Source organism: Nonomuraea sp. NPDC050202 (assembly GCF_040656115.1).
GTDB lineage: Bacteria > Actinomycetota > Actinomycetes > Streptosporangiales > Streptosporangiaceae > Nonomuraea.
In genome coordinates, this window is the sequence record NZ_JBFALF010000017.1 from 147,843 (window position 1) to 168,396 (window position 20,554).

General features: G+C 72.7%; 16 protein-coding genes. 6 read left to right on the forward strand and 10 right to left on the reverse strand.

Annotated elements, in window-relative coordinates:
* Positions 1-65 precede the first annotated feature (65 nt).
* Positions 66-1,160, forward strand: a complete 1,095-nt coding sequence (locus AB0I79_RS35935; protein WP_357883064.1) for a glycerophosphodiester phosphodiesterase — start codon at positions 66-68, stop codon at positions 1,158-1,160.
* A gap of 4 nt (positions 1,161-1,164) precedes the next feature.
* Here the strand turns inward: AB0I79_RS35935 and AB0I79_RS35940 are convergent, their stop codons facing one another.
* A complete protein-coding gene (locus tag AB0I79_RS35940; protein ID WP_357883067.1) occupies positions 1,165-1,986 on the reverse strand; it encodes a DUF1206 domain-containing protein in 822 nt (273 codons plus the stop codon).
* A gap of 108 nt (positions 1,987-2,094) precedes the next feature.
* Between AB0I79_RS35940 and AB0I79_RS35945 the strand changes: the two genes are divergently transcribed.
* From AB0I79_RS35945 to AB0I79_RS35955, 3 genes are all read left to right on the forward strand, one after another.
* On the forward strand, positions 2,095-3,525 hold the full coding sequence (locus tag AB0I79_RS35945; protein ID WP_357883070.1) for a tetratricopeptide repeat protein: 1,431 nt from the start codon (positions 2,095-2,097) through the stop codon (positions 3,523-3,525).
* Positions 3,526-3,536: 11 nt separating this feature from the next.
* The gene (locus tag AB0I79_RS35950) at positions 3,537-4,364 is read left to right on the forward strand and encodes a PIG-L family deacetylase (protein WP_357883073.1); all 828 of its coding nucleotides are present in this window, start codon (positions 3,537-3,539) and stop codon (positions 4,362-4,364) included.
* Positions 4,365-4,526: 162 nt separating this feature from the next.
* Entirely contained in the window at positions 4,527-6,218 is a 1,692-nt protein-coding gene (locus AB0I79_RS35955; protein ID WP_357883076.1) for a PQQ-dependent sugar dehydrogenase, read from the forward strand.
* A gap of 33 nt (positions 6,219-6,251) precedes the next feature.
* Here AB0I79_RS35955 and AB0I79_RS35960 read toward each other — a convergent pair whose 3' ends face one another.
* The gene (locus AB0I79_RS35960) at positions 6,252-7,250 is read right to left on the reverse strand and encodes a helix-turn-helix domain-containing protein (RefSeq protein ID WP_357883079.1); all 999 of its coding nucleotides are present in this window, start codon (positions 7,248-7,250) and stop codon (positions 6,252-6,254) included.
* Between the two features lie 109 nt (positions 7,251-7,359).
* Here AB0I79_RS35960 and AB0I79_RS35965 point away from each other — a divergent pair, with 109 nt between their 5' ends.
* Complete coding sequence (locus AB0I79_RS35965; RefSeq protein ID WP_357883082.1) at positions 7,360-10,767, forward strand: S8 family serine peptidase; 3,408 nt, start codon at positions 7,360-7,362, stop codon at positions 10,765-10,767.
* Between the two features lie 137 nt (positions 10,768-10,904).
* On the opposite strand, the gene AB0I79_RS35970 is transcribed toward AB0I79_RS35965, so the two are convergent.
* From AB0I79_RS35970 to AB0I79_RS35985, 4 genes are read right to left on the reverse strand one after another with little or no spacing between them, the layout of a single operon-like run.
* Positions 10,905-11,903, reverse strand: a complete 999-nt coding sequence (locus AB0I79_RS35970) for a LacI family DNA-binding transcriptional regulator (protein WP_357883085.1) — start codon at positions 11,901-11,903, stop codon at positions 10,905-10,907.
* A 45-nt stretch (positions 11,904-11,948) separates the two neighbouring features.
* On the reverse strand, positions 11,949-12,755 hold the full coding sequence (locus AB0I79_RS35975) for an ATP-binding cassette domain-containing protein (RefSeq protein WP_357883089.1): 807 nt from the start codon (positions 12,753-12,755) through the stop codon (positions 11,949-11,951).
* The gene (locus AB0I79_RS35980; protein WP_357883092.1) at positions 12,752-13,714 is read right to left on the reverse strand and encodes an ABC transporter permease; all 963 of its coding nucleotides are present in this window, start codon (positions 13,712-13,714) and stop codon (positions 12,752-12,754) included. The genes AB0I79_RS35975 and AB0I79_RS35980 overlap by 4 nt, the downstream gene beginning before the upstream one ends.
* Positions 13,715-13,725: 11 nt before the next feature.
* Positions 13,726-14,709 carry a sugar ABC transporter substrate-binding protein gene (locus tag AB0I79_RS35985; RefSeq protein WP_357883095.1) on the reverse strand — a complete coding sequence of 328 codons (984 nt, stop codon included), beginning with the start codon at positions 14,707-14,709 and terminating at the stop codon, positions 13,726-13,728.
* Positions 14,710-14,832: 123 nt separating this feature from the next.
* Here AB0I79_RS35985 and AB0I79_RS35990 point away from each other — a divergent pair, with 123 nt between their 5' ends.
* On the forward strand, positions 14,833-15,753 hold the full coding sequence (locus tag AB0I79_RS35990) for a carbohydrate kinase (protein ID WP_357883098.1): 921 nt from the start codon (positions 14,833-14,835) through the stop codon (positions 15,751-15,753).
* 23 nt (positions 15,754-15,776) lie between these two features.
* Here the strand turns inward: AB0I79_RS35990 and rhaS are convergent, their stop codons facing one another.
* The 4 genes from rhaS to AB0I79_RS36010 all read right to left on the reverse strand — a co-directional run bounded on the left by rhaS (position 15,777) and on the right by AB0I79_RS36010 (position 20,405).
* Complete coding sequence (rhaS, locus tag AB0I79_RS35995) at positions 15,777-16,841, reverse strand: rhamnose ABC transporter substrate-binding protein (protein WP_357883101.1); 1,065 nt, start codon at positions 16,839-16,841, stop codon at positions 15,777-15,779.
* A 9-nt stretch (positions 16,842-16,850) separates the two neighbouring features.
* Positions 16,851-17,882, reverse strand: coding sequence for an ABC transporter permease (locus AB0I79_RS36000; RefSeq protein WP_357883104.1), 1,032 nt, complete (start codon positions 17,880-17,882; stop codon positions 16,851-16,853).
* A complete protein-coding gene (locus AB0I79_RS36005) occupies positions 17,875-18,834 on the reverse strand; it encodes an ABC transporter permease (RefSeq protein WP_357883352.1) in 960 nt (319 codons plus the stop codon). Before AB0I79_RS36005 ends, AB0I79_RS36000 begins: the two co-directional genes overlap by 8 nt.
* A gap of 62 nt (positions 18,835-18,896) precedes the next feature.
* A complete protein-coding gene (locus tag AB0I79_RS36010) occupies positions 18,897-20,405 on the reverse strand; it encodes a sugar ABC transporter ATP-binding protein (protein ID WP_357883107.1) in 1,509 nt (502 codons plus the stop codon).
* Positions 20,406-20,554: the final 149 nt, after the last annotated feature.

Here is a 20,554-nt window from a genome sequence, read left to right on the forward strand (position 1 = left end):
CCCCGACCGTCACTGTGTGCCCGTCCGTAACGCGCGGTCCACCTCGGCGGTCTACCGTGCGCGGCATGAAGATGCGCAGGTTACTCGCGAGCGTGCTGTCCACGGTCCTGGCCGGCGGTACGGTCACCGTCGTGCTGACCCAGACCCCCACCGCCACGGCCGAGCGCCGGGCCCAGGATCCCATCGTGATCGCCCACCGCGGCGCCTCCGCCCACCGCCCGGAGCACACGCTCCTGTCGTACGAGGCCGCCATCGCGATGGGCGCCGACTACATCGAGCCCGACCTGGTCTCCACCAAGGACCACGTGCTGGTCGCCCGGCACGAGAACGAGATCTCCGGCACCACCGACGTGGCCGCGCGCCCCCAGTTCGCCGGCCGCCGCACCACCAAGACGGTGGACGGCCGGCCCGTCACCGGCTGGTTCACCGAGGACTTCACGGTGGCCGAGCTGAAGACGCTGCGCGCCAAGGAGCGGGTGCCCGACCTGCGGCCGGACAACACGGCGTTCGACGGGCTGGCCGAGATCCCGACGTTCGAGGAGGTCGTGAAGCTCGCGCTGGCGCACGGCGTCGGCGTCTACCCCGAGACCAAGCACCCCACCTACTTCGACTCCATCGGCCTGTCGCTGGAGGAGCCGCTGCTCGACGTGCTGAACCGGTACCGGGTGCGCAAGGCGTACATCCAGTCCTTCGAGACCGCGAACCTGCGTGACCTGCGCGGTAGGACGCGGCTGCCGCTGATCCAGCTCATCACGTCCGGCGGCGCGCCCTACGACTGGGTGGCGGCCGGCAGCACGCGGACCTACGACGACATGGTCAAGCCGGACGGGCTGCGCGAGGTCGCCACGTACGCGAGCGGGATCGGCGTGGACACCAGGCGCGTCGTCCCGGTGGACGCCTCGGGCGCGACGACCGCGCCCACCACCCTCGTCGCCGACGCCCACCGCAGGCGGCTGGCCGTGCACGTGTGGACGGTACGCAACGAGAACTCGCAGCTCCCCGCCGACTACCGGCTCGGCGACCCGGCCAGCCCCGCCTACCCGCGGGCGACCGGGAACGTGATGGGCTGGCTGTCGCGGCTGCTCGAACTGGGCGTCGACGGCGCGTTCTGCGATGATCCGGGCATGGGCAGGGCCGTGGTGGCCCGGCACCCCGCCTGATCCTCTAGGTACGGCGCCAGCGGGACTCGCCGAAGCAGTAACCGGCGAACAGCAGCACTCCCAGCGCCACCACCACGAGCAGCGAGGGCCCCGCCGGGGTCTCGGCGAACTGCCGCAGGGTGGCGTCGATGCCGCCCGCCTTGTCCGCGTCGTGGGTGATCGCCGCGTAGATGACGAAGATCCCGGCCATCCCGGCGATCGCCCCGCGGGCGGCGTACCCGCCGACCCCGAGCCGGTCCATGACCGTTCTGGCTCTGGGGGACATCCGCCCCTGGTCGAGCTCCTCCCTGAAGCCCTTGGTGGCGCCCCGGTGCACCCAGTAGACGCCGAGCGCCACGAGGCCGAGCCCGATCGCGCCCACGATCCACTCCCCGGCGGGCAGGCTGAGCAGCTTGCCCGTCACGTCCTGCGACTTCTGGTCGTCGGAGCCCGCCTTGCCGGAGGTGATCACGCTCCACAGCGTGTAGACCACCAGGACGTAGACGAGAACCCGCGCGACCGCCTCGGCCCGCTCGAACGTCTTCCCCCCTCCGAACAACGCCTCGGACGCCTGCCACAGGGCCAGCGCCGCGAACCCGGCGACCATGGTCCACAGCAGCACCTCACTGAACGGCAGCCGGGCTAAGGTGCTGATGGCCCCGGCCTTGTCGGCCTCGCCGCCCGACCCCTGGCCGAGGCCGATCTGCAGGGCCACCACGCCGATCAGCGCGTACAGCACGCCGCGGCACGCCAGGCCGACCCTGGTCAGCACCGCCATCGGCCGGCTGCGCGTCGCGCGCCGCGTCGCGGCCTTCGCCTCGTGCCCCGCCTGTTGCGCGGTATTCACTGTTACCTCCAACATGGTCCTTCCGGAGAACCCCGAGTGCCCGGGATTCGCGGCTCTACGCCTCGGCATGGCCCTGCCAGGGGCGACGTGGCTGGTTACAGTGGTCCGGTGAGCCACGACCAGCACGGCCTGGCGATGACCGGGGCGAGTGCCGCGGCGGTGCGGCACTACGATCGCGCGATCGACGAGCTGCTGCACTTCAGGGCCGAGGTGGACGCCGAGGCGAACGCCGCGCTGGCCGAGTCGCCCGACTTCGCGATGGGCAACGTCCTGGCGGCGTACCTGGGGCTGCTGACCACGGAGGTCGAGGACGCGCGCACGGCGCGGGCGCGGTTCGGGGCGTTCCTGCGCAGGACCGGCGGCGGCGCGCTGCTCCCCCGCGAGCGGGCGCACGTCGCGGCCGTGCGGGCGCTGCTCGGCGGCGACTTCCTGACCTGCGGGGCGCTGCTCGCCGACCTCACGGCCGAGCACCCGCGCGACGCGCTGGCGCTGGCCGTCGGGCACCAGATCGACTTCTTCACCGGCGACGCGCGCATGCTGCGCGACCGGATCGGCGGGGCGCTGACCTCCTGGCGGGAGGACGACCCGCACCTCGGGCACGTGCTCGGCATGTACGCCTTCGGCCTGGAGGAGGCCGGGCACTACGACCGTTCGGAGGAGGTCGGGCTGCGGGCGGTGGAGCTGAACCCGCGCGACGTGTGGGGCATCCACGCGGTGGTGCACACCTACGAGATGCAGGGGCGCTTCGGTGACGGGCTGCGCTATCTCGACGCGCGGGTGCCCGACTGGTCGTCCGGGACGTTCTTCAACATCCACAACTGGTGGCACTACTGCCTGTACGCCCTGGAGACCGGCGACGTGCCGCGCGTGCTGGCCGTCTACGACGCGGTGCTGGCCGACGGGCAGTCCTGCATGGAGCTGCTCGACGCGGCGGCGCTGCTGTGGCGGCTCCACCTGGAGGGCTCCGACCAGCACGAGCGCTGGCGGGCGCTGGCCGACGCGTGGCCGGCGCGGGTCGCGGAGCCGTTCTACGCCTTCAACGACATGCACGCGGTGATGTCGTACGTGGGCGCCGGGCGGGTCGGGGAGGCGGAGAGGCTGATCGCGGGGCGGGCGGCGTACGTGGCCGAGCCGCACCCGGGGGTCACCAACCACGACATGACGCTCAGGGTGGGACTGCCGGTGTGCCGGGCGATCGTGGCGTTCGGGCGGGGCGACTACGGGGCGGTGGTGGATCTGCTCCATCCGATCAGGCACCGGGTCAACGAGTTCGGCGGCAGCCACGCGCAGCGGGACGCCGTGCAGCGCACGCTGCTGGAGGCGGCGCTGCGGGACGGGCGGCGGGACGTCGCCAGGGTGCTGGTGAGCGAGCGGATCAGCGTGCGGCCGTGCAGCCCGTACAACTGGCTCAAGCAGGCGGCGCTGGCCGAGGCGGTGGGCGACGGCGCGGCGGCGGCCGTCGCGCGCGGCCGGGCGGGCGAGCTCGCCCGGTCCGGAGGCGCGCTCGCCCGATCCGGAATTGTCGGAGCCGCAGGGTAGTTTCTGCTCACATGGATCGGCAACTCACCCTGATGGTCGTGCACGCCCACCCCGACGACGAATGTCTGAGCACCGGCGGCATCCTCGCCCGCTACACCGAGGAGGGCATCCGCACGGTCCTGGTCACCTGCACCAACGGCGAGCAGGGCGACGGCGAAGGCGGTGTCAAGCCGGGCGAGCCCGGTCACGACGACGAGGCGGTGGCGCGGCAACGGCTGGGCGAGCTGCGCGAGTCGGTCGCCCACCTGGGCATCGACCATCTGGAGCTGCTCGGCTACCGCGACTCCGGCATGGACGGCTGGGACGGCAACGGCCACCCCGGCGCGTTCGCCAACGTGCCCGTCGAGACGGCCGCCGCCAGGCTGGCCGCGCTGATGGAGCACTACCGGCCGCAGGTCGTGGTCACCTACGACGAGACGGGCGGCGGCGGTTACGGCCACCCCGACCACGTGCAGACGCACCGCGTCACGGTGGCCGCCGCCGAGCGCACCGGCATCCCCGACAAGCTCTACTACACCGCCATCCCCCGGTCGGCGATCAAGCGCATGTTCGAGCTGATGCGCGAGACCGGCGTCGAGGTCGGCGACTTCACGCCCTCCGACGACTTCGGCACCCCCGACGAGCGGGTGACCAGCATCGTCGACGTCTCCCCCTACGTCGAGCGCAAGCTGAAGGCCCTGCGGGCGCACGAGAGCCAGGGGGAGAACATCTTCCTGCTGCGCATGCCGGAGGAGGCGCAGCAGCAGGCGTTCTCGCACGAGGCGTTCGAGCGGGTGCTGAGCAAGGTGGACACACCGGCGCACGAGGAGGACCTGTTCGCGGGCCTGCGCGACGCCTGACCTTCTCCCCCCATGGACGACCCGCGGTCACCGCCGCGATGTTGAAAGTTTCACCGCCTTCGCTCCTTCATCGCAGTTGGCAGGATCATCACCCGCGTACCGGTTGAGATCGGGCGCCGTGGGGTTTACGGTTCTGGCACCGATCCGGTCAAGGAGCCCGTCATGCGCGCCCGTGTCATCCCGGCCCTGATCCTGACCCTGCTCGCCCCGCTGCTCGCCCTCGGCGCCGGCGTCCCCCAGGCCCATGCCCAGGTGGTGGGCGGGTTCGACTTCGACAGGGCGGAGGTGTCCGTCACGGGCCTGCAGGTGCCGTGGGCCATGGCGTTCCTGCCGGACGGCAGCGCGCTGGTCTCCGAGCGGAACACGGGCCGCGTCATGCAGGTCCGTCCCGGCCAGGCGCCCGCCCCGGTCGCCACGGTGAGCGGGGTGAGCGCCTCGGGCGAGAGCGGCCTGCTGGGCCTGGCGGTCTCGCCCACGTACGCGCAGGACGGCTGGGTGTACGCGTACTTCACCAGCACGAGCGGCGACAACCGCCTGGTCAGGTTCCAGCTCAGCGCCCCGCAGACGCAGACGGTGATCTTCTCGGGGGTGCCGAGCGCGGCCGTCCACGACGGCGGCCGGATCGCGTTCGGCCCGGACGGCATGCTGTACGTGGCCACCGGCGACGCGAACAACACCGCCAACGCCCAGAACCTCAACAGCCCCGCCGGCAAGATCCTGCGCATGACGCCCACCGGCGGCGTCCCGTCGGGCAACCCGTTCGCGGGCTCCCGCGTCTGGAGCTACGGCCACCGCAACGTCCAGGGCCTGGCCTGGGACTCCCAGGGCAGGATGTACGCCACCGAGTTCGGCCAGAACACCTGGGACGAGGTCAACCAGATCGTCGCGGGCGGCAACTACGGCTGGCCCACCTGCGAGGGCACCTGCTCCAGCGGCGGCTTCCGCAACCCGATCGTCACGTGGACCACGGCCGAGGCGTCGCCGAGCGGGCTGGCGTACGCCAACGACACGCTGTTCGCGGCGGCGCTGCGCGGCCAGCGGCTGTGGGCGGTCCCGCTGACCGCCGGCGGCGGGGCCGGCACGCCGGTGGCCGAGCTGCAGGGCGAGTACGGGCGGCTGCGCGCGGTGGCCGTCGGGCCTGACGGCTGGCTCTGGGTGGGCACCAGCAACCGTGACGGCCGCGGCAACCCGGTGGCGCAGGACGACCGCATCATCCGCGTCCCGCCCGCGTCGGGCGGCACCGACACGCAGGCGCCGACCGCGCCCGCGGGCCTGGCCGCCTCAGGCACGACCGCCACCGCGACCACCCTGACGTGGGCCGCCTCCACCGACGACGTGGGCGTGACCGGCTACGACATCCTGCGTGCCCCGGGCGCGTCGGGGGGCTCCTTCACGCAGGTGGGCACGTCCGCGACCGCCACCTACACCGACACGGGCCTGACGGCGGGCAGCACCTACCGCTACCAGGTGCGCGCCCGCGACGCGGCCGGCAACCTCTCCCCCGTGTCGGCAACGGTCACGGTCACCACCACGACCGGCGGCACGCCGGACGGCTGCACGGCCACGGCGACCACGCAGACGCAGTGGGGCACCGGTTACGTGATCCAGCCCGTCACCGTCGCCAACCCGGGCACCTCCGCCAGGAACGGCTGGACGGTGACGTTCACGCTGCCCGCCGGGCACACCGTCACCGGCTCGTGGAACGCGGCGCTGACCGTCTCCGGCCGGACGGTCACGGCCAGGAACACGGCCCACAACGGCACGCTGGGCGCCGGCCAGAGCACCACGTTCGGCTTCCAGGCCACCCGCCCCAGCGGCGACACCGGGCTCCCCTCCGGCTACGGATGCGCGTGATCCGGCTCCAGCCGCGCCGTGGCCGGCCCCGGCTCAGATCCAGCCGCGCCGGGTCGCCTCCATCGCGACCTGGAACCGGGTCTGCACGCCGAGGCGCCGCATCAGCTTGGTGAGGTGCCGCTGCACGGTCCGCTCGCTCCACCCGAGCGCGCGGCCGGCCGCCTTGTCGGTGGTGCCCGCGGCCAGCAGGGTCAGCAGCCGCTCCTCGTCCTGCGACAGGCCCCGCTCCGGGTCCTGCGCGGTCAGCCGCACCGGCCGGCTGCGCTCCCACAGCGCCTCGAACAGCGCCACCAGCGCGTCGAGCAGCGGTGACGGGTGGATCAGGTACGAGGCCGACACCACGCTGTCGCCTGCCCGCAGCAGCGGGATGATGGCCAGCCGGTCGTCGGAGATGCCCAGCTTCATCGGCAGGTTCGCGGCGATCCTCGCCTCCTCCCCGTGCTGCAGGCCCATCATGACGTCGTCCAGCCAGCCGGGCAGCTCCAGCACGCTGGTGTCGTAGATGACGCGGTATTTCACGCCGTGCCGGAGCAGGTGGAGCTCGACCGGGTTCGGCTCGGTGTGCTCCTGCGGGGCGGCGTACGGCGGCCGGTCGAAGCCGCGCATCTGCACCCGCGTGTCCTGCTGCATCCGCACCCACCGGTGGTTGACCTCCTCGCGCCCCGAGACGACCTCGATCAGCTCGCCGGGGTGGGCGAAGCGGGTGCCGGCGCGGTAGACGTCCATGAGCGCGCGGATGTGGGTGCGCACGTCGTCCAGCTCCCGCTCGCGCTCGCGCAGGATGGCCTCCAGGCTGCTGTCGGGCGAGACGGCGACGTAGCGGACGGGCCGGCCGGTCGAGCGGGTGGCCAGGCCCAGCTCGACCAGTGACTGCAGGACGCGCCGGGCGGACGGGGGCGGCAGGTGGCAGTCGGCGACGATCTCGGCGACCGTCGCCTGAGTGCGGCGGACGAGCGCGTCGTAGACCTCCTCGTCCTGATGGCCGAGTCCGATGGCCTCCAGCATCGCCGCCTCCGTGGGTGTCGGGTTCACGTCACATGACAGAAACTCGTCATCAACGGATCTTGTCAGGAAACATCGGAGGATGTCAGCGTTCTCGGTGCACCATCGGCCCCAGCGGCCACAGATATGAAGGAGCCCCATGCCGCTGACCTCCCGCCGTTCCGCCGGGCGGCGCCTGCTCGCCGCCGTCTTACCAGCCGTACTGATGACCTCAGGGACGTTCGGGATGCTCGTCGCGAGCCCGGCGCAGGCGCAGGCCGTCACCGCCGAGCCCGGTGGCGAACCCAAGATCGACGCCAAGCTGGCGGAACAGATGAAGAGCGCCGGCGGCCGCCTGGAGGCGGTCGTCGTGCTGCGCACCGCTCAGGAGCCGCCGCCCGTGGACTCCGCCGCCGGGGCACGCGAGGCGCTGACGGCCGGCGCGCGGCCCGTGCAGGACCCCGTGGCCGCGTTCGTGCGCTCGCGCGGCGACCAGGTGGTCAACACGTTCTGGTTGAAGAACATGATCCTGGTACGGGCCACGCCCGGCACGCTCGGCGCCCTGGCCGAGCTCGACCTGGTCGACCGGATCATCCCCAACTTCACCCTGACCGCCCCCGAGCCGGACAAGGCCGTGGCTCCCGCGAGCGCGGGGGCCTCGACCTGGGGCATCGCCAAGATCGGCGCCGACCGGGTGCGCAGCGAGCGCGGCCTGACAGGCAAGGGCGTGCGCGTGGCCGTGCTCGACACCGGCATCGACGTCACCCACCCCGATCTGAAGGGCAAGCTCGTCAGCGCCGACCCCGCGGACCCGAAGGCGCCGGGCGGCTGGATCGAGTTCGACGCCGAGGGCAAGCCGGTGGCCAGCGAGCCGCACGACAGCGCCTACCACGGCACGCACGTGGCGGGCACGATCGCGGGCGGCGACGCCTCCGGCACGCAGATCGGCGTCGCGCCGGGCGCCGGGCTGATGGCCGGGCTGGTCATCCCGGGCGGCCGGGGCACGCTCGCGCAGGTGGTCGCCGGCATGCAGTGGGCGCTGGCGCCGTACAAGGCGGACGGCACCCCGGCGGGCGAGCCCGCCGACGTCGTCAGCATGTCGCTGGGCGCCGAGGGGTACGCCGACGAGCTGATCGAGCCGGCCAGAAACATCTACCGCGCCGGCGCGTTCCCCTCCTTCGCCATCGGCAACGACTGCTCGCCCGGCGGCTCCGGCAGCCCCGGCAACGTGTACGAGGCCGTGGCGGTGGGCGCGACCGACGTCAACGACGACGTGCCGGACTTCTCCTGCGGCGGCACGGTCAAGCGCGCCGACTGGTTCGACGCCCCGCCGGAGTGGCCCGACGCGTACGTCGTGCCGGACGTCTCCGCCCCCGGCGTGGACGTGGTGTCGGCCATGCCCGGCGGCCAGTACGCCGCGCTGAACGGCACCTCGATGGCCACCCCGCACGTCTCCGGCACGGTGGCGCTGATGCTGGAGGCCCGCCCCGGCCTGACCGTGGACGCGGCCGAGGAGATCCTGGCCGGCACGTCGGTCTCCGACGACCGGTACGGCCCGCGCCCGAACACCCGCGTCGGCCAGGGCCGCATCGACGCCTACGCCGCCGTCGCGGAGGCTGCGCTCGCCGGCGGCGTGCGCGGTGTCGTCACCGACGAGCACAGCCGCAGGCCGCTGAGCGGCGTGAAGGTGGTCAGGGCCGACGGCCGCGGCACGGAGACCGACGCGAACGGCCGGTTCGAGCTGCGGCTCCCGGCGGGCGAGCACGCGCTCACGCTGTCCAGGTTCGGCTACGAGACCGCCTCGAAGACGTTCAGGGTGCGGGCCGACCGGCTCTCGGACGTGCGGCTGGAGCTGGAGCGCACCCGCTGGAGCACGATCTCGGGGCGGGTGACGTACGAGCCGACCGGCGCGAGCGTGCCCGGCGCCACGGTCACCGTGCTGAACGTCCCCGACGTGCTGACGGGCACGACCGGCGCCGACGGCCGGTACACGATCAAGGACGTGCCGGCCGGCGACCACCGGATCTCCGCGCACGCCACGGGCATCTCCAGGTCGGACCCGGTGGCCGTCACCGTCGGCCGGGGCAGCGCGGGCGCGGACGTCGTGCTGCCGCGGCGCCCGCGGACCGAGCGGCTGTCGCTGGGCTCGGACGGGCGGCAGGCCAACCACGACGCGTGGTGGCCCGAGCTGAGCGGCGACGGCAACGTCGTGGTGTTCGCCAGCTTCGCCTCCAACCTCGCCGACGACGAGGACACCAACGGCGAGCTGGACATCTTCGCCACCGACCGGCGCACCCGCGAGACGCGGCGGGTGTCGGTGCCGAGCGGCGGCGGGCTGGCGGACGGGTTCTCGCTGTCGCCCACGGTCAGCAGGGACGGGCGGTTCGTCGGCTTCAACAGCGGGGCGACCAACCTGGTGCCCGGCGACTCCAACGGCCTGTCGGACGCGTTCGCGCACGACCGGCAGACCGGGACCACCGAGCTGCTGTCGGTGTCGTCCGACGGCACGCCGGGCGACGGGATGTCGGGGCCGCCCAGGTTCAGCGCGGACGGCCGGTTCGCGGTCTTCGACAGCGACGCGGCGAACCTCGTGCCGGGCGACACGAACGGGCGCACGGACGTCTTCCTGCGCGACCGGCAGGCCGGCACGACCCAGCGCCTGTCGGTCGCGCAAGGCGGCACGCAGGTGGACGGGAACTCGCGGGAGCCCACGATCAGCGCCGACGGCCGGTACGTGGCCTTCCAGAGCAGCGCCGACGCCCTGACCCCCGGTGACGCGAACGGCGTGATCGACGCGTACGTGCTGGACCGGCAGGCGGGGACGCTGACGCGGCTCGCGGTGCCGTACCCGGACGAGGAGACGACCGGGCCGGTCATCAGCGCGGGCGGGAACGCCGTGGCCTTCTCCAACGGCGCCGGCCTCGGCGAGCTCTACGTCCAGGTGCTCGGCACCGGCACGTCCGAGCTGGTGTCGGCGACCACCGGCGGCAAGCCGGCGGGCGCCATGTCCTTCGCTCCCGCGCTCACCGCCGACGGGAGCGAGGTCGCCTTCTACAGCGACTCCGGCGAGCTGGTCGCCGGGGACACGGGCGGGCTCAACGACGTGTTCGTCCGCGACGTCGCGGCGGGCACCACCACCCGGATCTCCGCCGGTCTGCGGGGCGAGGAGGGCGACGGCCGCGCCGTGCTGCCGTCGATCAGCGAGGACGGCCGGTACGTGGCCTTCGAGAGCGGCTCGGCGAACCTGGCCGAGGGCGACACCAACAAGCGGGACGACGTGTTCGTGCACGACCTGGTGGCCGGGCCGGAGGCGCTGTTCACGGTGAGCGGCCTGGAGGTCTCGACGTCCCGCTCCGTGCGGGTGCGGGCGCTGGTGAAGAACGTGGGCGAGCAGGCGGGCTCGTACGAGGCCGTGCTGCGCGTGGACGGCGCGCAGGTGCAGCGGCGCAGCGTGCCGCTGGCGGCCGGCCGCAGCACGCGGGTCTCGTTCGAGCTGCGGCGCCCCGCGGCGGGCACGCACACGGTGGAGCTGGGGACGCTGAGCGGGCAGTTCACGGTGAAACGCTGAGCCCTTCGCGGCAGGGCCGTCCCAGGCGGGGCGGCCCTTTCGCGCCCCCGGGGCCCACCGCGCTCCTGGGGCCCACCGCGCCCCCGGGGCCCAACCACGTTCCTGGGGGGCACCGCGCTCCTGGGGCCCGCCGACGCCTACCCCGCCCTCGGCGGCAGTTCGCCCGAGCCGCGTACGATGAGCCGGGTCGGCACCGTGACGCGGCGGGCCCTGGACCGGTCGCCGTCCAGCCGCGCCAGCACCAGCTCCGCCGCCGCGGCCCCCACGGCGGCCGGGTCCTGGGCGACGGCGGTGAGCGGCGGGTCGAGCGCCTCGGCCAGCGGCAGGTCGTCGAACCCGACCAGCGCCACGTCCTTGCGCCCGGCCCGCGACAGCGCCACCACCACCCCCATGGAGGCGAGGTTGTTGCCCGCGAACAGCGCGGTCGGCGGGTCGGCCAGCGCCAGCAGCCGCATGGTGGCGCTGGCCGCGGCCTCCAGGTCGTGCCCCGTCTCCACCAGCGCCCGATCGAACGGCAGCCCCGCGGCGTCGAGCGCGTCCCGGTACCCCTGGAGCCGCTCGCGGCGCGTGTAGAGGGCGGCCGGCAGGTCGGCCACGAAGCCGATCCTGCGGTGCCCGTGCGCGATCAGATGCGCCACGCCGGCCGTGGCGCCCTCCCGGTTGGCGCTCACCACGCAGTCGGCGGTCAGCCCGGCGGCGGGGCGGTCGAGGAAGACGATCGGCAGCCCGGCCACCCGCTCGGCGCGCAGGTGGCGGTGGTCGCCGGCGGCGGCCGGGACGACCATGAGGGCGCTGACCCGGCGCGCCAGGAACGTGGCGATGAGCGCCTGCTCGTGCCCGGCCGTCTCGTCGGAGGAGCCGACGATGAGCGTGAGCCCGCGGGCCCGCACGGCGCCCTCGACCCCGCCCGCGACCGTGCCGAAGAACGGGTTGCCCAGCTCGGGCACGACCAGGCCGATCGCGGCGTCCCGCGCGCCCACCCGCATGTTGCGGGCCATGAGGTTGGGCTGGTAGCCGAGCTTCCTGACCGCCTCCATGACCCGCTCGCGCGTCTCCACGGCGACCGGGCCCTCGTCGTTCAGCACCCGGGAGACGGTCTTCGCGGTGACTCCGACCTCACGGGCCACGTCAGTCATCGTCGGACGCCGCATCCCAGACATTTTGTCAGAGCCCGATCGTGGTCAGAGGCCGATCGCCTTCGCCGCGTCCTGGTCCGTCACCACGGACCTGCCGTCCGTCACCTGGATCGCGCCGGTCATGATGGCCACGACCTCGGCCATGCTGTGCTCGCGTGGGCTCAGCTCGGCTACCCTGCGGCCGAGCCGCTGGACGTGCACGCGGTCGGCGATCTCGAACACGTGCGGCATGTTGTGGCTGATCAGCACCACCGGCGTGCCGCGGTCGCGGACCTGCCTGATGAGGTCGAGCACCTGGCCCGACTCCTTCACGCCGAGCGCCGCCGTGGGCTCGTCCATGACCACGACGCGCGTGGCCCAGGCCACCGCCCTGGCCACGGCCACGCCCTGCCGCTGGCCGCCCGACAGCGACTCCACCGGCTGGCTGAGGGAGCGCAGCCCGATCTTGAGCTCGGCCATGTGCCGGGCCGACTCCTCGCGCATGCGCTTCTTGTCCAGCATCCTGAAGACCCGGCCGAGCAGGCCGGGCTTGCGCAGCTCGCGGCCGAGGAACATGTTCGTCGCGATGTCGAGCGAGGCCGCGATCGCGAGGTCCTGGTAGACGGTCTCGATGCCGTGCCTGCGGGCGTCGAGCGGGTCGCGCAGGCGCACGGGCTCGCCGTCGAGCCGGATCTCGCCCGCGTCCGGCTCCAGCGCGCCGGTCAGCGCCTTGATCAGGCTGGTCTTGCCGGCGCCGTTGTCGCCGATGACCGCGAGCACCTCGCCGGGCATGAGGTCGAAGTCGGCGCCGTCCAGGGCGGTCACGTGACCGTACTTCTTGGTCAGACCGCGCGCCTGGAGCACGGGGGTCATCGCATCCTCCTGCGGGAGAGCTGGTCGACGGCGACCGCCAGGATCACCAGGACGCCGGTGATGAGCGTCTGGTAGATCGACGGTACGCCCATGAGCTGCAGGCCGTTGCGGAACACGCCCACGATGAGCGCCCCGACGAGCGTGCCGAGCACCAGGCCGCGCCCGCCGAACAGGCTGGTGCCGCCGAGCACGACCGCGGTGATGCTGTCGAGGTTGTCGGTCTGGCCCGCCTGCGGGTCGCCCACGCCGGTGCGGGAGACCAGGAGCAGGGCGGCGATGCCGTACACGAGGCCGGCCAGCGTGTAGACGCCGACGGTCAGCCGGTGTGTCCTGATGCCGGTCAGGCGGGCCACCTCGGGGCTGTTGCCGAGGGCGTACACGTGGCGGCCCCACGCGGTCGAGCCGAGCAGGTACGCGAACAGCAGGAACAGCAGGATCGTCAGCAGCGAGCCGTAGGTGACGTTCGTCTGCCCGAGCTGGAACGTCTGCCCGAGGAAGGTGAGCAGCGCGGGCAGCTCGGTCACCGTCTGCTCGTCGGAGTAGATGTGCGTCAGGGCGAAGACCACGTTCAGCATGCCCAGCGTCACGATGAACGGCGGCAGCGAGATCCGCGTCACCAGCAGGCCGTTGACCAGCCCGAACGTGGCGCACACGGCCAGCCCGGCGGCCAGCGCGAGCAGCGGCGGCAGGCCGGAGTCGACGGCCAGCTTGGTCATCACGATCCCGCCGAACGCCATGATCGCCCCGCAGGCCAGGTCGATGCCCGCGGTCAGGATGATCAGGGTCTGCCCGATGGCCAGCGTGCCGACCACCATGACCTGCTGGATGATGAGGGAGAAGTTGGGCCCGGTGAAGAACTGGTCGCTGTTGAGGCCGAAGAACAGGCAGGCCAGCAGGAGCGCGGCCAGGGGCCCGGCGACGGGGGTGCTGATCAGGCGGCGCGGCAGCGGCGCTTCCATCACGGCCATGGTCAGCCCCAGCAGTTGGCCAGGCCGAAGGCGGTGTCCTTGGCCTCGACCCCGGAGACGGCCCGGTCGGTGATGAGCGTGACGCCGGTGTCGGTGTAGCCGGAGGCCTTCTGGCCGCTCTCGGCGAAGGCGGCGACGGCCTTGACGCCGTCCTCGGCCATCTTGAGCGGGTACTGCTGGCTGGTGGCCGCGATCTGGCCGGCCTGCACGGCCCTGGTGCCGGTGCAGCCGCCGTCCACGGAGACGATCAGCACGTCCTTCTCGCGGCCCTTGGCCTTCAGCGCCGTGTACGCGCCGAGCGCGGCGGGCTCGTTGATGGTGTAGACGAGGTTGATGTCGGGGGCCTTCTGCAGGCAGTTCTCCATGGCGGTCTGGCCCTTGGCCTGGTCGCCGCGGGTGTCCTGGGAGCAGACGACGGACGGGTCGCCCTCCTGGACGCCGAAGCCCTTCAGGAACCCGTCGTGCCGGAGCTGGCCGACCGTGACGCCGGGGGCCAGGTCCAGCGTGGCGATCCTGGCCGGCTTGCCGGCCATGGCGGCCTTGGCGTACTGGCCGATCAGCTCGCCCGCCTTGAAGTTGTCGGTGGCGAACAGGGCGTCGGTGGCGTCCTGCGGCTCGGTGGGGGTGTCGAGGGCGATGACGAGCACGCCCGCGTCGCGGGCCTTCTTGATCGCGGGGACGATGGCCTTGGTGTCGCTGGGGGTGATGAGGATGCCCTTGACGCCCGCGGCGACCATGTTCTCGATGGCGGTGATCTGGGCGGCGTTGTCGCCGTCGAACTTGCCCGCGGCGCTCATCAGCTCCAGGCCGTTGGCCTGGGCCGCCTTCTGCGCGCCCTCCTTCATCTTGACGAAGAACGGGTTCGTCTCGGTCTTGGTGATCAGGCCGACCTTCGGGGTGGCGGAGGAGGCGCTCTGCCCGTTACCTCCGCAGCCGGCGAGCAGGAGTACGGTGACGAGGAGTCCGGCCGGAAGCTTCGCGTTCATGGCGGTTCCTATCAGCGGGATTGGATGTCATCGCTGACATATGTCAACGTTGACATCGGCCGTGCTGCGATGATGAACTCCGATCCGGGAATCGTCAATGCCCCACCGGAAAGGGCCCACCTGATGATCGCCGTCCTGGGCGAGTGCGTGGCCGACAGCTTCACCGGCGGCCCTTCGGCGGGCTCCGCCGAGCTGGTGCTGCGGGCGCTGCCCGGCGGCGGCCCCGCGAACACGGCGGTGGCGCTGGCGCGGCTCGGCACGCCGGCCCGCTTCCTCGGCCGGCTCTCGCACGACGTCTTCGGCGCGCTGTTCCGCGAGCACCTGTCCTCGTCCGGGGTGGACCTGACGGCCTGCGTCGAGGCCGGGGAGCCGAGCACGCTCGCGGTGGCCGCCCTCGACGAGCGCGGCAGGGCCGAGTACACCTTCTACGCCACGGGGACGGCCGACTGGCAGTGGACGCCGGGCGAGCTGGGCCCGGCCCGGCTCGGCCCCGCCTCCTGCCTGCACACCGGCTCGCTCGCGCTGGTCAAGGAGCCGGGGCGGGAGGCCGTGGAGGAGTTCGCCCGGGCGGCGTCCGCGCGGGCCACGATCTCGATCGACCCCAACGTGCGGCCCAGCCTGGCGGGGAAGGACGACTACCAGGTCGAGCGCTGGTGCGCGTTCGCCGACATCCTCAAGCTCAGCGACGACGACCTCGCCGTCCTGCTGCCCGGCGTGCCGCCGGAGCGGGCCTGCGACGGCTGGCACGCGGCCGGCGCGCGGCTCGTCGTCGTCACCCTGGGCGCGGCGGGGGCGCTGGTGTCGCTGGACGGCGAGCGGGCCACGGTCGCGGCGCCGGAGGTCGCGGTCGAGGACACGGTGGGCGCGGGGGACGCGTTCACGGCCGGGCTGCTGCACAGCCTGGAGGCGAAGGGGCTGCTCGGCGGGCGGCTCGACGGGCTGGACCTGGAGACGGTCGTGGCGGCGGCCGAGTTCGCGGCCCGGGTGTCGGCGCTGACCTGCTCGGTCGCGGGCGCGAACCCGCCCTGGGCGGACCAGCTCTGAGCCCAGGGCGGGGGCACCGCCCGTCAGAAGTCGAAGTCGTCGATGTTGTCCTTGGTGAACACGAACGGGTCGCCGAGCAGCACGGTGCCGTCCTTGCCGATGGTGTACTCGCCCAGCTTGCCCGCGGTGAACTTCTCGCCCTCCTTGCCGGTGATCATGCCGGAGGCCAGCGCGCCACCGGTGTAGGCGGCCAGGTAGCCCAGGTCGGACGGGTTCCACAGGGCGAACGACCTGACCGTGCCGTCCTTGACGAAGGCGCGCATCTGGTTCGGCGTGCCGAGGCCGGTGAGCTGCACCTTGCCCTTGTACTCCGAGCCCGACAGGTAGCGGGCCGCCGCGGCGACGCCGACCGTGGTGGGCGAGATGATGCCCTTGAGGTTGGGGTGCTTGGCGAGCAGGCCCTGCGCCTCCTGGAAGGACTTCTGGTCGTCGTCGTCGCCGTAGACGGTGTCGACCAGCTTGAGCTTGCTGTTCTCCGGCTTGGCCAGCTCGGTCTTCATCATCTCGATCCAGGCGTTCTGGTTGGTCGCGTTGGCCGTGGCCGACAGGATCGCGATCTCGCCGCCGCCGGGGCCGACCGCCTCGGAGATGAGCTTGATCTGGGAGGCGGCGATGCCCTCGGGGCTGGCCTGGTTGATGAACAGGTCGCGGCAGGACGGGTTGGTGTCGGAGTCGTAGGTGATGACCTTCGCGCCGGCCTGGCGGGCCTCGTTCAGCGCGCCGCAGATGGCGTCCTTGTCGTTGGCCGACACCACGATCACGTCGGTGCCCTGCTGCGACAGCGTGTTGATGTAGGACACCTGGGCCGAGGGGCTGGCCTCCGAGGGGCCCGTCTGGCTGTAGACGCCCTTGAACTCCGCCACCGCGACCTTGCCGCCCTTGTTGTCGGAGGCGTCGAAGTAGGGGTTGTTGACCTGCTTGGGCAGGAAGGCGATCTTCAGGCCCTCCTTCATCGTGGCCGCCCCGCCGCTCGCGGCCGGCTGGTCTGCGGTGGTGGCGGGTTCCTCGCCGGCGCAACCGGTGACGGCGAGGGTGAGCGCGGTGAGCATCGCCAGGGCGACGGCCCGGCCTCCTCGAATACGTGACATGGTCTGTCCTCACTCCTGGGGCAGGGGGGTGGCGGGTCGTCGCCGGCGCCATCGCTCGCGCAGCATGCCGGCGACGTTGGGTCCCACGACGGAGACGATGAGCAGGGATCCGGTGATGATGGTGAGGGTGTTGGCCGGGACGTAGGCCAGTTGCAGGGCGTTGCGCAGGGTGCCGAGGAGGACGACCGCGGCGATGACGCCGATCAGGCCGCCCCGCCCGCCGAAGATCGACACCCCGCCCAGCAGGACGGCGGCCACGACGGCCAGCTCCAGGCCGTTGCCGTTGTCGGCGCGGGCGCTGGCGTACCGCAGCGTCCAGAAGACTCCGGCCAGGGCCGACATGGCGCCGGTGGCGACGAACAGCCAGAACTTCGTGCGGGCGACGGAGATGCCGGTGAAGCGGGCGGCCTCGGCGTTGTTGCCCATCGCGTACAGGCCGCGGCCGATCGGGGTGGCGTGCAGGACCAGGCCGAAGACGAGCGCGAGCACCGCGACCACGATGATCATCCAGGGGATGGTCAGGCCGGGGATCGCGGCGATCGCGCCGGTCGTCCACCCTGGCGGGTAGTCGGCCACCGCGCGGTCGCCGAGCACGACGTACGCCAGGCCGCGGTAGAGGGCGAGCGTGCCGATCGTGACCGCCAGCGACGGCAGCCCGAACGCGGTGACGAACAGCCCGTTGACCGCGCCCAGCAGCGCGCCGGCCAGCAGGGCGACGGCGATCAGCACGGGCAGCGACGAGATGCCCCACAGCCACAGCTGTCCCATGACGGTGCAGGTCAGGCCGAGGACGCTGGCCACGGACAGGTCGATCTCGCCAGTGATGATCACCAGGGTCATGGGCAGCGCGATGAGCGCGATCGGGATGACCTCCAGCGTGACGAACCGCCAGAAACGCGGGCTGGCCACCCCCTCGACCATCACCGCGCCCACCGCCGCGACCAGGATCACGGCCACGAGCAGGGCGGCGTCCCAGGGGCCGATCAGCGGCCGCAGCCGCTCGGCCATGGCCGCCCTTCCCGCCGGAGTCCGCTCAGCCATGGCCGTTCCTTCCTCTCAGGGATCGGGCGAGGCGGACGGCCAGCGCCCGGTCCAGGCCGATCGCGGCCAGGATCAGCGCGCCCACGGCGGCCCGCTGCCAGAACGGGCTCACCCCGAGCACCGGCAGGGCGCTGCTGATCGTGGTGAGCAGCACCGCGCCCAGCGCGGCGCCGTAGACCGAGCCGCTGCCGCCGAAGATGGCCACGCCGCCGACCACGACGGCCGCCACCACGTTCAGCTCGAAGCCGTTGCCCGCGTTGGCGTCGAGCGTGCCGAAGCGGGCCGCGTACAGGACGCCGGCCAGGCCGGCGAGCGCGCCGCTGACGACGAACGCGGCGAACACCCGCCTGCCGACCGGGATGCCGGCCAGGCGGGCGGCGGCCGGGCTGGAGCCGATCGCGTACAGCTCGCGCCCGCTGCGGTACGTGCGCAGGTAGTAGCCCGCCAGGACCAGCACGGCCACGGCGAACAGCGCGAGCACCGGCACGCCCAGCACCGTGGCGCTGCCCATGCGCAGGAAGCCCGGCGGCATGTCGGCGGCGTTGATCTGCCGGCCCGTGGCCCAGGTGTAGTCGGCGCCGCGGAAGACGTACAGGGTGCCGAGCGTGACCACGAGCGCGGGGACGCGGGCGGCGGCGATCAGCGCGCCGTTCACGACGCCGCACGCGGCGCCCAGCAGCACGCCGAGGACGAGCACGACCGGGATGGGCAGGCCAGGGTTCGCCACGAACAGGCTGCCCGTCGCGAACGCCGACAGGCCCAGCACCGAGCCCACCGACAGGTCCACGTTGCGGGTGATGACCACGATGCTCTGGCCGACCGCGAGCACGGCCAGAATGGTCGAGCCGAGCAGCAGGTCCTTGATGCCCTGCGCGGTCAGGAAGCGAGGGTTGACCAGCACGGTCACCCCCACGAGCAGGGCCAGCGCGGCCGCGATGCCCAGCTCCCTGATCACGAGCAGGCGGTGAACCAGCCGGGTGCCCCCCTTGGCCCCGCCGAGCACGCCGGCCGCCGTCACGCGGCACCGCCGTTCTGGCCGGTGGCGGCGAGCATCACCGACTCCTCGCCGGCGCGCTCGCGCGGGATGTCGGCGGCCAGCCGGCCCTCGTGCATCACCAGGACGCGGTCGGCCATGCCGAGCACCTCGGGCAGCTCGCTGGAGATCATCAGCACCGCGACACCCTGCCCGGCCAGCTCCGACAGCAGCCGGTGCACCTCGGCCTTGGTGCCCACGTCGATGCCGCGGGTGGGCTCGTCCACGATGAGCACCCCGGGCTCCGTCGAGAGCCACTTGGCCAGCACCACCTTCTGCTGGTTGCCGCCCGACAGGGTGGAGACGGGGTCGGTCAGCCGGGCCGTCTTGACCCGCAGCCGCTCGCTCCACTCGCGGGCCGCCGCGCGCTCGCCGCCGCCGAACAGCAGCCCGAGCCTGCTCAGCGACCAGCGCCGGGTGAGGGTGGCGTTGCGTTCCACCGACAGCTCCATCACCAGGCCCTGCTGGCGGCGGTCCTCCGGCACCAGGGCCAGCCCGGCGGCGATGGCCGCGGCCGTGTCGCCTCCCGGCAGCCGCTTCCCGTCGACCAGCACCTCGCCCTCGTCGTACCGGTCGACGCCGAACACGGCGCGGGCCACCTCGCTGCGCCCGGCCCCCACCAGCCCGGCGAGCGCGACGATCTCCCCGCCGCGCACCGTGAACCCCACGTCCGCGAACACGCCGTGCCGCGTCAGCCCCCTGACCTCCAGCCGGGGTTCCCCGGCCGTCGTGTCCGCCTTCGGGTACAGGGACGACACCTCGCGGCCGACCATCCTGCGGACGAGCTCGTCCACGGTGAGCGCGGCGGCCGGGTCGGTGGAGACCCAGCGGCCGTCCCGCATGACCGTGACGCGCCGGCACAGCGTGAAGATCTCGTCGAAGCGATGGGAGATGAACAGCACCGCCGCGCCCGACTCGCGCAGCGAGGCGACCACCGAGAACAACCGCTCGACCTCCACGCCCGACAGCGCCGCGGTCGGCTCGTCCATGATCAGGATGCGCGCGTCGAACGCCAGCGCCTTCGCGATCTCCACGAGCTGCTGGTCGGCGATGGACAGCCCGCGGGCGGGGCGGTCGGGGTCGAGGTGGATGCCGAGCCTGGCGAACAGCTCGGCCGTGGCGGCGCGCATGGCCCTGGCGTCGATGCGGCGCAGGGAGCGCAGGGGCTGGCGGCTCATGAAGATGTTCTCGGCCACGGACAGGTCGGGGAACAGCGTGGGCTCCTGGTAGATCACCGCGATGCCGGCTGCCTGGGCGTCCCCGGGGCCGGACGGTCTCAGCTCCTTCCCGTCCACCGTCAACGTGCCGGCGTCCGCGGGATGGGCGCCGGCCAGGACCTTCACCAAGGTCGATTTGCCGGCGCCGTTCTCGCCCACCAGGCCGTGGGCCTCGCCTGCCCACAGGTCCAGCCGCACCCCGCTGAGTGCCTGGACGGCGCCGAAAGACTTGCTCACGTTGCGAAGCGAAAGGATGGGAGGAGATTCACGCATGTGCCCTCCGGCAACGTTTTGGCAAAACGTTTTAAGGTGTCCAGAACGTAAAACGGGCCGGTGTACGGTGTCAATACCTCGTTAAGCTGGCGCGGCGCGGGTACATTTCCACGTTTGCGATCAAATTTTTAAATCGATTCAGTAACGGC